Origin of the sequence: Caulobacter sp. 602-1 (assembly GCF_003931565.1) — a bacterium.
Taxonomy (GTDB): Bacteria; Pseudomonadota; Alphaproteobacteria; order Caulobacterales; family Caulobacteraceae; genus Caulobacter.
Genome location: NZ_RRYI01000003.1, coordinates 135,199 through 148,319, shown reverse-complemented (window position 1 = coordinate 148,319; position 13,121 = coordinate 135,199). Strand labels below are relative to the sequence as shown.

Annotated in this window: 8 protein-coding genes; 3 read left to right on the top strand and 5 right to left on the bottom strand. The window is 67.9% G+C overall.

What is annotated here, in order from left to right; genetic code table 11:
• Positions 1–50: 50 nt before the first annotated feature.
• Positions 51–836, bottom strand: coding sequence for an alpha/beta fold hydrolase (locus tag EIK80_RS09690; RefSeq protein WP_199743433.1), 786 nt, complete (start codon positions 834–836; stop codon positions 51–53).
• Between the two features lie 393 nt (positions 837–1,229).
• On the opposite strand from EIK80_RS09690, the gene poxB reads away from it, so the two are divergent.
• Positions 1,230–2,951 (top strand): ubiquinone-dependent pyruvate dehydrogenase, encoded by a 1,722-nt coding sequence (poxB, locus tag EIK80_RS09685; RefSeq protein WP_125156786.1) that lies wholly within the window; start codon positions 1,230–1,232, stop codon positions 2,949–2,951.
• A gap of 91 nt (positions 2,952–3,042) precedes the next feature.
• On the opposite strand, the gene EIK80_RS09680 is transcribed toward poxB, so the two are convergent.
• Genes EIK80_RS09680 through EIK80_RS09670 form a run of 3 tightly spaced genes read right to left on the bottom strand, consistent with a single transcriptional unit; the run spans position 3,043 to position 7,435 of the window.
• Positions 3,043–4,545, bottom strand: coding sequence for a PepSY domain-containing protein (locus EIK80_RS09680; RefSeq protein WP_125156785.1), 1,503 nt, complete (start codon positions 4,543–4,545; stop codon positions 3,043–3,045).
• Complete coding sequence (locus EIK80_RS09675; protein WP_125156784.1) at positions 4,545–5,108, bottom strand: hypothetical protein; 564 nt, start codon at positions 5,106–5,108, stop codon at positions 4,545–4,547. The genes EIK80_RS09680 and EIK80_RS09675 overlap by 1 nt, the downstream gene beginning before the upstream one ends.
• Positions 5,105–7,435: a TonB-dependent receptor gene (locus tag EIK80_RS09670; RefSeq protein WP_125156783.1), complete on the bottom strand. Its 2,331-nt coding sequence runs from the start codon at positions 7,433–7,435 to the stop codon at positions 5,105–5,107. Before EIK80_RS09670 ends, EIK80_RS09675 begins: the two co-directional genes overlap by 4 nt.
• 365 nt (positions 7,436–7,800) lie before the next feature.
• Between EIK80_RS09670 and EIK80_RS09665 the strand changes: the two genes are divergently transcribed.
• Positions 7,801–10,758 carry a TonB-dependent receptor domain-containing protein gene (locus tag EIK80_RS09665; protein ID WP_125156782.1) on the top strand — a complete coding sequence of 986 codons (2,958 nt, stop codon included), beginning with the start codon at positions 7,801–7,803 and terminating at the stop codon, positions 10,756–10,758.
• Positions 10,759–10,908: 150 nt separating this feature from the next.
• Here the strand turns inward: EIK80_RS09665 and EIK80_RS09660 are convergent, their stop codons facing one another.
• The gene (locus EIK80_RS09660; RefSeq protein ID WP_233586583.1) at positions 10,909–12,039 is read right to left on the bottom strand and encodes an iron-containing alcohol dehydrogenase; all 1,131 of its coding nucleotides are present in this window, start codon (positions 12,037–12,039) and stop codon (positions 10,909–10,911) included.
• A gap of 339 nt (positions 12,040–12,378) precedes the next feature.
• Between EIK80_RS09660 and EIK80_RS09655 the strand changes: the two genes are divergently transcribed.
• On the top strand, positions 12,379–13,053 hold the full coding sequence (locus EIK80_RS09655; protein WP_233586531.1) for a GntR family transcriptional regulator: 675 nt from the start codon (positions 12,379–12,381) through the stop codon (positions 13,051–13,053).
• Positions 13,054–13,121 lie beyond the last annotated feature (68 nt).

The window sequence follows — 13,121 nt, the reverse complement described above, 5'->3', positions numbered from 1 at the left end:
AGGATATCCGCTTGCTAGCGCTGCGTCCTGCAAGCGGATGCCGCCAAGCGTTATCGCGCTGGCGTCGAGGCTGGCGCGCTCTGGGCGGCCTTCTCGATCAGAGCGGCGACAGAGCTGGGGTTGGCCACATAGACGGCGTGGCTGCCTGGGATCTCCTCCTTGGTCGCCCCCGCGCGTTCGGCCATGGCTCGCTGCGCGGCGGGCGGGATCATACGGTCGTCCGTGGCCACCAGGTACCAGCTTGGCTTCTGGCGCCAGGCCGGAGCGGTAACCGCGCCTTCAAGCGCGGCGACGCCCCAGGGGACCTGCGAATCCGCCATGAAGCGCGCTGTTTGCGGCGCGACGTCCGCGGCGAACGCGTTGGCGAACTTCGCTTTGTCCAGGAACAGGTAGCCGTCCACCGGAGGGAGGATCGGCGGAACAGCGGCGCCCGGCGGCGGATTGGCGATCAGCGACGACACAGACTCCCCTTTATCGGGCGCGAAGGCGGCGATGTAGACGAGCGCCTTGACCTTGGGATCTAGGCCGGCTTCTGAAATGACGACACCGCCGTAGGAGTGCCCAACCAGCACAACGTCGCCCGACGCCGAGGCGATCGCTCGCGTGGTGACGGCGACGTCGTCAGCCAGTGACGTCGTCGGGTTTTGAACGACCACGACATTGTAGCCGTCCTGCACAAGAATGCGGTGAACGCCCTCCCATCCCGAACCATCAACGAAGCCGCCGTGAACAAGCACCACGGTCTTATCGATATGCGGCGCCTTCGGCGCGGCTCCGGCGGTGGATGCAAGCGCGAGCGCGGCGACACCAACAACCGTCCTGAGTGCCCCAACCATAGACATTCTCCCGTTCATTCAAGTCGCGGATGCGACGTGGTGTGAGGGGTAGGAGGCCGCGGAACCAAGCTATTGAACGATCTTGCACCGCCCCATTGCCGAAGGCGGGTCTGCTTTGGGGCCTAGGTCGACGACGCGCTGGGGTGTCCCAGCAAATCGACATGGGGCAACGGCTCACCGGCCTTAGCGCGGTCCGAGCACGAGGCGCCTCCATTGAACGTCGCGTTTCTGGAAGGTTGCCGACGTCCACACTTGGCGCGGCCCGGCCGGTGACACAGATCTTCGGACTTGCCACCACAACAGCGAACAAGACGAAGACACCTTCTGTGCAAATAATGTGGCGGTTCACAGCGACGAGGCCGCGGGCGACGTCGCAAAAGGAGCGCTTATTCGATGACCTCGACCGCCGCCCACTTCATCGCTGAAACCCTCGAAGCCGCCGGCGTCGATCGCGTCTATGGGGTTGCGGGCGACTCGCTCAACGGCTTCACCGAGGCCCTGCGGGCTCGGGACAAGATCCAATGGGTCCATATGCGCCACGAGGAGGCCGCCGCGTTCGCCGCTGGAGCCGAGGCTCAGCTGACTGGCGATCTGGCGGTGTGCGCCGGCAGTTGCGGGCCGGGGAACCTGCACCTGATCAATGGCCTGTTCGACGCCCAGCGCAGCGGCGCGCCGGTGCTGGCGATCGCCGCCCACATCCCCAGCAGCGAGATCGGCATCGACTACTTCCAGGCTACGCACCCCGAAAGCCTGTTCAAGGACTGCAGCCACTATGTGGAGCTGGTCTCGCATCCGAGCATGCTGCCCCAAGTGCTAGAGCGGGCCATGCGCGTGGCCATCGCCCGGCGCGGCGTGGCGGTCGTGGTGATCTCCGGCGACGTGGCCCTGGAGAAGCTGGACGCCAAGCCGCCGACCTGGATCGCCCCGGCCCCGCCTCGCGTGATCCCGCCGGCGGATCAGGTCGAAGCCTTCGCCGACCTGCTGAACGGCGCCCAGCGCGTGACCCTGCTGTGCGGTATCGGCTGCGCCGGCGCGCGGCCCGAGGTGCTGGCCCTGGCCGACGCGCTGAAGGCGCCGATTGTCCACGCCATGCGGGGCAAGGAGTCGATCGAGCACGACAATCCCTTCGACGTCGGTATGACCGGCTTCATCGGCTTCTCGTCCGGCTACGCCGCGATGAAGGACTGCGACACCCTGGTGATCTTGGGGTCGGGCTTTCCTTATCGCCAGTTCTATCCAAACAAGGCGAAGGTCGTGCAAATCGACATCAGCCCCGAGGCCCTGGGCAATCGCAGCCGCCTCGACCTGGGCCTGCTGGGCGACGTGGGTGAGACCCTGCGCGCGCTGCTGCCGCGCCTGGAGCCGAAGGCTGACCGAAGCTTCCTCGACGCGGCGCTGGCGCACTACGCCAAGGCCCGAGAGGGCCTGGACGCCCTAGCGCAGATTCCGCACAAGCCCAGCCAGGTTCACCCCCAGCAGGTGACTCGCATCGTCAGCGAACTGGCGGCCAAGGACGCGGTCTTCACCTGTGATGTCGGCACGCCTACGGTCTGGGCGGCGCGCTATCTGCGGCTGGACGGTCAGCGCCGGCTCCTGGGCTCATTCAACCACGGTTCAATGGCCAACGCCTTGCTGCAGGCGATCGGCGCGCAGTCGGCTTTCCCGGGACGCCAGGTCGTGTCGCTGTCGGGCGACGGCGGGTTCTCGATGATGATGGGCGACTTCATAAGCCTCTCGCAGCTCGGCTTGCCGGTGAAGGTCGTCGTGCTCAACAATGGCACGCTCGGCTTCGTCGAGATGGAGATGAAGGCCGGCGGCTTTCTAGACACCGCCGTCGATCTGCAAAACCCCAACTTCGCGGCCATGGCGCAAGCCATGGGCGTCAAGGGCGTACGGATAGAGCGCGCGCAAGATCTCGAGGCGGGGATCGCTGAGGCCTTCGCCCATGACGGGCCGGCCCTGGTCGACGTGGTCACCGCCCGCCAGGAACTGGTCATGCCGCCGAAGATCACGCTGGACGAGGCCCACAAGTTCGGCGTTTTCGCCCTGAAGGCTGTTCTGGATGGCCGCGCCGCCGAGTTGATCGACCTGGCCAAGGTCAATCTCAAGCGCTGAACCATGGCGCTGCGATAAGACCTGGGGCCGCGAGCTGTCTTCGCGTCTATGGACGCAAGCTAACGGCTGCTCCTGGCGCTGCCCGGTCCGCCTAGTCCGCAGTACGCGACAATCGCACGCTCAGCGCCAGCAGCGCGGCGGCGGTCAGGAAGCCCAGGTTCACGGCCCAGGCGACCGGATCGGCGAACCGTCCGGCGTGCAGGCCGATGTGCGCCAGCGACACCCCCGCAAGCAGCGCCGCCGACAGCAGCCGCAGCCGCGCCGAAATGACCGGTGGCGTCCAGGCGATGGCCGCGCCCATGCTGGCGAGCGTGGCCAGGCCCCACACGGCGACGGGCGGCATGGGCGCGAGCAAGGCGAGCAGGGCCGAGGCGGCGTAGGCCACGGGCTGGCTCCAGACGAAGGCGATCCACACCCGCTCCCAGCGCGGAGCCGGACGGCCCTTGTCGCGCCGGCGGGCCAGCCAGATAGCGACACCGCTGGAGGTGACGGCGGTCAGGCCCAGGCCCAGCAGGAAGTATGCGACCTTGACGGGCCAGCCGCCGAACCAGCCGAAGTGCAGCGGAGTCATCGCCCCCAACACGCGGATGCCGACCGAGCCGCTCTCGTAGCCGACTTCGCCGAGGCGCTTGCCTGCGCCGTCGACGATCACCGTCTCGCCACGCGACAGACGTCCTTCGGTGACCAGATTGACGCTGGCGTGCTGGCCGGTCTCGCCGGGGTGCTCGACATAGATGTAGCTGGCGCGGGCGTTCGGATAATGGGCCTTCAGAGCCTCCAGCGCGCCGGCGATGTCGATCAGCTTGGCGGCCGGCCGTGGATCGTCGGCCACGGCGGGGCCCCGGAACAGGGCGTAGGCCTTGCTGGTGTCGCCCTTGAAGGTGGCCACGGCCAGGACGCCGACGATGATCACGGTCAGGCCCAGGAAGGCGCCGGTCAGCGAGACCACCAGGTGGAACGGCAGGCCCCAGACCGAGATGCGGTTGTGCAGATCGGCCTCCTGCAGGCGTTTGGAGCCGCCCCAGCGGAAGGCGAAGGCGTCCTTGAACACGCGCGGGTGCGATAGCACGCCCGAAACCAGCGAGGAGAGGAGCGCCACGCCCGTCAGGCCGACCACGAACCCGCCCCAGGCGCGGGGCAGGTGCAGGACGGTGTGCAGCTCGGCCTGGAACTCGCTCCAGGGCAACTTCTGCTCGGCGACCAGCTTGCCCGTGGCGTCGGCGATCCAGGTGTGCTCGCCGCCCTGGGCGTCGTCGCCGTGCGCCGACAGGCGCGGCGACGCCGGTTCGGGCAGGCGGATGAAGAGGTCGTGGGCCTTGGGGTTCTTGGCCAGGGCCGCGCGGAAGGCCGCGTCGACGGCCTGGGGCGTGGCGTCATGCAGCACCGGGCCGGCCGGCTGTTCCCAACGGTTGAACTCGTAGGTGAAGACGGCGATCGAGCCCGAGAAGCAGACCAGGTAGATCAGGGCCGCGAAGGCCAGGCCCAGGGCCGAGTGGCCGGCCAGCATGGCGCGGACAAACTCGGCGGGGATCTTCGGCCAGATCGGCTTGCCGGCCTTGCGGGCCAGCTTGCCGGGGGCGGTCGAGCCGTCCATCACAGCGCCCCCTTCAGAAAGGCCGCGCCCAGGGTCGCGACCGAGACGCCGGCCAGGACGGCGAAGGCGCGGAGGATCTTGTCGTCGGACAGAGTCCAGGCCATGCCGCCAGCCCACAGGAACGGCACGATCAGGCCGCCAATGACCATGCGGCTCTGAACCTGACCCGGCGCGCAGATGGCGACGGCCAGGCCGCAGCCCAGCGCCGCGATCCCGGCCAGCGGACCGGCCAGAAAGCCCCGCAGCCAGCCCCGCCAGACGACGCGGCGTCGGTCGGAGGGCTCGGGCGCCAGCTCGCGCGCGGCCCTCTTCTTGGCGTTGCGCTGCTCGACGCCGGCCCCCACGAAGGCCAGGGCGACCACGGAGGCGACGGCCAGCATGGCCGAGGGACCTCGCACAGGACCCAGCAACGGGACCGAGGCGGCGATAGCGACGACCAGCAGGCCCCAGCCGCCCAGGATCAGCCACGGGCGCTCGGGGCGCGGCTCGTCCCAGGCCCGCTTCAACAGCACGGTTCCCGCCAGGGGCAGCGGGGCCAGGGCCAGGCTCCAGAGCGGGCTCACCAGCGGGTCTCCAGCGTCAGGCCGACCACGCGCGGCTCGCCCAGCATGGCGATCGGGATGTCGGTGCGGGTGTACTGGCTGTAGGTCGCGTTCAGCAGGTTCTTGCCGTAGACGTACGCGCCCCAGTGTTCGCGCTCGAAGCCGAAGCGACCGTTGAACAGCAGGCGGCTCTTGATCACCGAATCCTGGGCCTGGTCGATGCCGGCGGACGAGAAGGACTTGGACTTGTAGCTGCCGTCCAGGTGAACGATCCAGCCGTTGTCCCAGCGATAGTCGCCGCCCAGCGCCACGGTCCATTGCGGGGCGTAGGGGAATTCCGAGCCCGACAGGTTGCGGTTGTCCTCGCCCGCCGTGATCGTGAAGTCGTCGAACTTGGTCTTGGTGTGGCCCAGCGAGGCGTACCACGACAGCTGGCTGGTCAGCTGTTGGGCGACCTCCAGCTCGAAGCCGTAGAGGTGCGACTTGCCGGCGTTCCTGACCTCGTAGTCGTAGGCGTTGAGGCCCAGATTGACGATGACCTGCTGGTCCTTCCAGTCGGTGTAGAAGGCGTTGGCGTTGACCGTCAGGGTTCCATCCAGCCAGGCCGTGCGCAGCGAGGCTTCGTAGTTCCAGGTGTATTCCGGATCATAGGCCGCGACGCTGGATCGCGCCTGGTTCACCGTCGAGCCACCCGAGCGGTAGCCGCGTTGGACCGTCAGGCTGGTGTTGATGTCCGGCGTCCATTCGTACTTCGCGCCGATTTTCGGCAGGAAGGCGTTGAACTTGCGGGTGTTTTCCGGCGCCGACGCGTTCGCCTGGGCGATCATGCCGGCGACGAAGGCGTTCACCTGGGTCACATACGGCGCGTAGGCGCCGAAGGACGCCGGCGTTGGATAGGTTCCGGCGAACACCGCGCTCTGCCTGGTGCTCGAGGTGTTTTCCTCGTGGTCGTATCGGAAGCCGCCCAACAGCGAGAGCCTCTCGGTCAGGGCGTAGCTGGCGTCGGCGAAGACGGCGCTGGTCTCGATGGTCGAGGGCTGGTCGCCGGAATAGTCGACAGGGATCACCGGCAGGGCGGCGATGTAGAGATTGGCGAAGCCGTTGGCTTGGGCCGCGGCGGCCGCCTGCTGGGCGGGCGTGGGCGAGGGGACGCCGGCCAGCAGGGTGGAGGTCAGGACGTTGACCAGGGTGGCGCGCGGGAACGGCACGTTGGTGCGGCTGATCGACAGGTCCTTGGCGTCGCGCTGGGCGTGGTAGAGGCCGATCAGGCCCTTCAGCCGCTCGCCCTCGTAGTTCAGGCGAAGCTCGCCCGAGGTGGTCTCGGTGGCCTGGTCGCGCGTGCCGTACGAGCTGGCGACCGGGGTGAAGTCGAAATCGATCGTGGCGTCGGTCTTGACCTTGTTCCACGAGACGATGGCGTTCAGCGTCAGGGCGTCGGACAGCTTGTAGCTGCCGTCCACCGTGAAGATGTCGACCTTGGAGTTGGTGCGCGAGGGGGTGTCCGACAGGTCGACGCGGTGATCGTAGTAGTCGGGACGGTCGGTGCGTGAATAGGTGAACTGGTAGCCGGACTCGCGCTTGTTGTGGGCGTAGGTCGCCAGCACCTTCAAGTCGGGTAGGGCGGTCGGGGTGAAGAGCAGCTTGCCGCGGACATAGAGATTGTCGACCGCCTCGATATCCTGCTTCAGCGTCGGATTGTAGACGAAGCCGTCGCTCTCCTTCTTCTGCACGGCGACGCGGAAGGCCAGTTGGTCAGCGACGATCGGACCGCCGGCGGCGACGCCCGCCGTGCGCTCGTCGCCGCTGGCCAGGCCGACGCTGGCGCGGAAGCTGGGCGTATAGGTCGGGTTGGCCGAGGTGATGATCACCGCGCCGGCCAGGGAGTTGCGTCCCTGCAGGGTCGACTGCGGCCCGCGCAGCACCTCGACCTGGCCGATGTCCCACAGCTCCAGCGGGCCGCCGAACGTGGCCTCCAGCGGCAGGGCCGCGCCGTCGACATAGACGGTCGCGAGACCGCCCGTGCCCCCGCCCGAGACGTTCATGTTGCTGACGCCGCGGATGGTGAAGCCGGTCTTGCCATAGGTCTCGCTCATGTTCGCCGTGCGGGCGACCACGTCGTAGAAGGTTCGCAGGTTCTCGCGTTCGATGCGGGCGGCGGTCGCCACGGCGACGCTGCTGACGGTGTCCTGGATCGAGCGGGAGGTCTTCTCGCCGGTCACCACGATGGCTTCGACGGCGGTCGCCTGGTCGGCGGCGGACACGACCCCAGGCGGCGTCTCCTCGGCCGAAGCGGCGTGAGCCAAGGCTAGAATCGCAAGCGAGCAGGCGGTCAGCAGCGAACGGCGCATCAAAATCCCCCAAGGACGACAACGGGGACGCGCTACTTCAGTTAAAAATGCGAGTCAATCTCATTATCAACGGGCGACGCGCTGTTAGCCCGGCGGCCAACGCCCCCTAGCAAGCTCGCCCTCCTGCGCTGCGACAGTGCGCCGACATCGACGCGATCAAGGATTTGCCCCTCTTGCTGGTCTCGCCGGGGGCTTCATCGACGGGACGGTGATCCTGATCGTGGCTTGCGTCCCGACACGCGGAAACCACACGGCCTGAGCGGCTTTGCAGAGGCCGCACGGCGGAAAAGGTCGTGCCGCTGCGAGCAAGTGCTGGCGAGCATCCCCGCGTAACCCTACCGCTACACATAAAAAGGGAGGGGAAGTTGCCTAGGATTACGAGTCTCGTTTCCACATCTCTGTTCGCCTTGATGGCGGCCGGGGCCGTCTCGGCCCAGACCACGGCGTCCAATGACGCGGCCAAGGCCCCGGAGTCCGTCTCGGTCGAAGAGGTGGTCGTCACCGGGTCGCGGGTTCGCACGACCTACAATTCGCCGACTCCCGTCAACGTGGTCGGCGCCGAGCGCATGCAGCAGCTGGCCATCCCCGACGTGGCCACGGCGCTGAACCAGATCCCGTCGTTCCGCGCCACCGTCTCGTCGTCGACGATCCTGTTTCGGGTCTCGGGGGCCATCGGCGGCAACACCCCCGACCTGCGGGGCCTCGGACCCAGCCGCACGCTGGTGCTTGTCGACGGCCGTCGGTTCGTGCCGAGCACCGATTCCGGAGCCGTCGATCTGAACGGCGTGCCCAACGCCCTGGTCAAGCGCACCGAGATCGTCACCGGCGGGGCCTCGGCCGCCTATGGCGCGGACGCCGTGGCCGGCGTGGTCAATCTGATCCTCGACACCAAGTTCAACGGCTTCAAGATGGACGCCAGTGTCGGCGCCAGCGATCATGGCGATGGCCAGAACTACTTCGTGTCGGCGGCCGGCGGGCGCGGCTTCGCCAGCGGCCGCGGCCATGTGATCGCCGGTATCGAATACCGGGACGACCAGGGCGTCGGCAATTGCTTCCGTCGCGACTGGTGCGCCAAGCTCACCAATTTCGTGCCCAATCCCGGCTATATCAACGGAGCCAGCACCAACGGCCTGCCGGCCACCCTGGTGCTGGACGACGTCCGCTTCGTCTATGCGCCGACCGGCGTGCTGGCCAGCGCCGTCCAGACGGTCAACGGCGTGAAGACGACGCTTGGCCAGCAGATCAACAACACCGGCGCCACAGCGCTCCCGGCCGGTCTGCGCGGCCTGCAGTTCAACGCCGCGGGCGACGCCCTGGTCCCCTTCCAGTTCGGAACCAATCTCAGCGGCCTGTTCATGCAGGGCGGCGATCAGGCCGCCGCGCCCAACTGGGGGTGGGGCAACCCGCCGCTGGTCACGCCGACCTCGCACGGTTCGGGCATGGTGCATGTCGACTATGACCTGACGCCCAAGACCCAGGCCTTCGGCGAGTTCATCTACAGCCAGGTCAAGGGCGGTCCGGTTCGCACCTCGGTGCTGCTGCAGGCGCCCGCCGGCGGCTCGGCCGGCCTGGACATCAACAACCCGTTCATCAGCCCCGCGGTCCGCGCCCAAATCCTGGCGGCCAACCCCAACATCACCGCGATCAACGTCAACGTCGCGGTGGCGCAGGGCGGCGACACCGTGGTCGCCTCCAGCACCAACGACATCTATCGCTTCGTCACCGGCGTGAAGGGCGAGCTGTTCAAGGACTGGCGCTGGGACGCGTCGTACGAGTTCGGCCGAACCAAAAGCCGGACAGTGGTCAAGAACACGCGCCTAGCCTCGTTCGACACCCAGGCGACCAACGCGATCACGCCGCCGGCCGGCTATTCGGGGACGATCTACCGGACCCCGTGGGGCGCGCCGGTGATCTGCGCCTCGTCGGTGGCCAATCCGAATGACGGCTGTCTGCCGGTCGACCTCCTCGGCGCCAACATCACGCCGGCGGTGCTGAGCAAGTACTTCAAGGACGAGTGGCAGACGCGCAAGGTCACGCAGCATGATCTGATGGTCAACGTCCGCGGCACGCTGTTCAACCTGCCCGCCGGTCCGGTCCAGGCCGCCGTCGGCGGCGAGTTCCGCCGCGACGAGGTCTCGGGCGCCGTCGATCCTCTGACCGCGGCGGGGCAGTTCGCCGCGCCCCAGGTCACGGCCCTGCCGCAGATCGTCCAGAAGGTCACGGAAGGTTATGCGGAAGCCAATATCCCGCTGCTGGCCGACCTGCCGCTGGTCAAGACGCTGTCGGTCGATGTGACCGGCCGCCTGACCCACTACAGCGGCTTTGGCAATGCGCGGCCGTGGAAGGTGGGCCTGGAATATCAGCCCAGCGACCAGATCCTGGTTCGCGTCACCCGCTCGGCCGACATCCGCGCGCCGACGGCGGCGGAGTCGAACCCCAACACGGTCCAGACCTTCATCCCGCTGAACGATCCGTTCACGGGGACCAACCACCTGGTCGGCGCCCTGGCGGGCGGCAACCCGAACCTGGAACTGGAGCGGGCCAAGACCACGACGGCGGGCGTCGTGCTGAAGCCGGATTTCATCCCGGGCTTCCACGCCTCGGTGGACTGGTATGACATCTCGGTCCGCAACGCGATCGACTCCGTGTCGGCCCCCAACATCCTGGCGGCCTGCGCGAGCAAGAACCTGCTGTGCAACCTGATCACCTTCAGCGGGGCGGCCAAGGCCAGTTCGGTCGTGACCGTGCTGTCGAACTTCCAGAACGTCGCTGAGCTGCACGCCGAGGGCTACGAGATCCAGTCCGACTACACGATCCCGGACGTCTGGGACGGCGCCGTCACCTTCCAGGTCAACGCCAACTACGTGAAGGATCTGAAGTCGATCGGCGGCACCGGCCTGGTCACCCGGATGAACGGCGTGACGGGCAATGCGGGCTCCCTGGCCGGCATCGCGGGCGTCCCGAAATACAAGATCGACGGACTGGTCTCGTACGTGCGGCCCAGTTGGATGGTCGCCGCGCACATGCGCTATATTCCCAAGAGCATCCTAGACCCGACGAAGATCGGTCCGGAGGACAAGGGTTACAGCGTCAACCTGCCGACCAGCATCTCAACCAACCGGGTCAGCTCGCGGTTCTATCTCGACCTCTCGGCCTCGGCCCAGCTGCCTTCGCTGTTCGGCAGCGCCAAGACCGAACTCTATGGCGGGGTGACCAACGTGTTCGACAAGGACCAGCCGCCCGAGCTGCGCCTGTTCGGCAACCCGCTGCAGTACGACACGGTGGGCCGCGCCTACCGCGTGGGTGTCCGGGCCGTCTGGTAGACGCCCCGCGCGAAGACGGCGCCCCTCTTCTCTTCAGATCCCGATGCGGGGCCTCCCGCGTCGGGATTTTTTTCGTCCCGTGGCGGGCGCGCACAAGAAAACGCCCGCCGGCAAGGGCGGGCGCTGGGGTGGGGAGATGGTTCGGGGCGACTACCAGGCCGCTTCGTAGATCGTCCGGATGTCCGCTTCGGTGAGAACCCGGGGGTTGCGATCCAGCAGGCGGGTGACCTTCATGGCCGCCGTGGCCATGCGCGGAATGGCGTCGCGCGCGATCCCGAAGTCCGACAGCCGGCGCTTGATCCCACAGGCGTCGGCCAGGGCGATGACCCGCTCGACGCCGGCGAGGGCGTCGGCCATCGGATCGCCGGAGGGCCCGACGCCCAGAGCTTCGGCGATCCGGGCGTAGCGCTCGGGCGAGGCCTCGATGTTCAGGCGCAGGACATGCGGCAGCAGGAGAGCGTTGGCCACGCCGTGGGCGATGTGGAATTCGCCGCCCAGCGGATAGGCCAGGGCGTGCACCGCCGCCGTATTCACCGGGCCCAGGCAAAGACCGCCGTAATAGCTGGCGATCATCATCGCCGAACGGGCGGCGAGATCCTCGCCGTGCGCGCAGGCGCGCTCCAGGTTCGCGGCGATCAGCCGGATGCCGCCCAGGGCGTAGACGTCGATCATCGGGTGCGCGAAGCGGTTGGCGTAGGCCTCGATGCAGTGGGTCAGGGCGTCCAGGCCCGTGGCCGCGGTCACCGAGGGCGGCATGGTCACGGTCAGGGCCGGATCCAGATAGGCCGCGTCGGGCACCAGGTAGGGGCTGACGACGCCCTTCTTCAGGTCCTCGTCCTCGTCGCCGAGGATGGCGATCGGCGTGACCTCGCTTCCGGTCCCGGCGGTGGTCGGCACGCAGGCCAGCCACAGCGAGCGGCCGGCGACCAGGTCGGTCCCGAGCACGTCCATGACGCCCTGGCGGCCATCGAACAAGGCCGCGACCAGCTTGGCCACGTCCATGGCGCTGCCGCCGCCCAGGCCGACGACCGCGTCGGCCGCGCAGGCGCGGGCGCAGGCCAGGGCCGCGTCGAACTCCTTCAGGGTCGGTTCGCCGGCCAGGTCGTGCCAGAGCGTGGCGGAGACGTCTTCGGCCTTCAGCGCCTCGACCAGCGGCCGGCACAGGAACAGGGTGGGCTCGGTGGTGACGATGAACACCGATCGCGCGCCGCGGCCCACCAGGTCGGCCGCGCATTTCGCCAAGGCTCCGGGGCCGAATGTGAGCGCGCCCACATTGACCATGCTCACGAGCCTCTGTTCCCCCGACCCCATCACACGCGCTTTCCAGTTGTCCGTTTGGAAAAGGAGTAGGGCCGGCCAGAGGCGGGGACTTGCTCGTAGAGGCAGCCCGACTTGCACCGGGTCGGACCAACGTCCTGAAAGACCGACGGTGTCGGCGCACGAAAAGATTGGCGCCGTTGAGGGCAAGGTCGAACGCGCGGGGCGGTCTAAGAGGAGCGGCTGTTCTCTCGCGAGGACGTCCTAGGCATGATACGCAGCGTTGCGCGATCTCTTGAGGAGGCCCGAGTGGCTCGCCGATCTTCTGTCCGGCAAGGTGACGCGGGGGCGCCCGAAGGCGACGTGTTGGACCGGACCGAGGCGGGGCAGGGCCGCATCAAGCGCGCCCCGGGCTATGTCGAGGAGGTCTTCGAGGTCATCCGCGCCGACATCATGTCGCTGGCCATCCCGCCGGACACGCGGATCTCGATCGACAGCCTGGCGCGGCGCCTGGGCGTCTCCCAGACGCCGATCCGCGAGGCGCTCAGCATGCTGGAAGCCATCGGCCTGGTCACCAAGCGCCACTTCGTCGGCTACTGCAGCGCGCCTCAGCTGAACCGCCGTCAGCTGGACCAGCTCTACGAGGCGCGCCTGCTGATCGAGCCCTTCGCCGCCCGTCGCGCCGCCGAGCAGATGGACGACCAGGCGATGGCCGAACTGGTCGCCCTGGCCGACGCCATGACACCGGGCGAGTCGCGCCAGTCCTATGACAAGTTCGCCGACCAGGATTCGGAGCTGCACGACCTGATAGCGACCGGCAGCGGCAATCCGATCATCCGCGAGACCTTGTCGCGGCTGCACTCGCACCTGCACATCTTCCGTCTGCGCTTCCACAGCGAGGTGACGACCGAGGCGGTGAACGAGCACGCGGATCTGATCGCGGCCCTGACGGCTCGCGATGCCGACGCGGCCGAGAAGGCGATGCGCGAACACATCCAGCGCTCGTATGCCCGCGTGGTGCCGTTCGCGGACGAGTAGCGCCCGAACACATCTAAAATCCCGATAGATCAGCGCGTTGACCGGCGGCCGAGAAGGTGTCCGGCGCC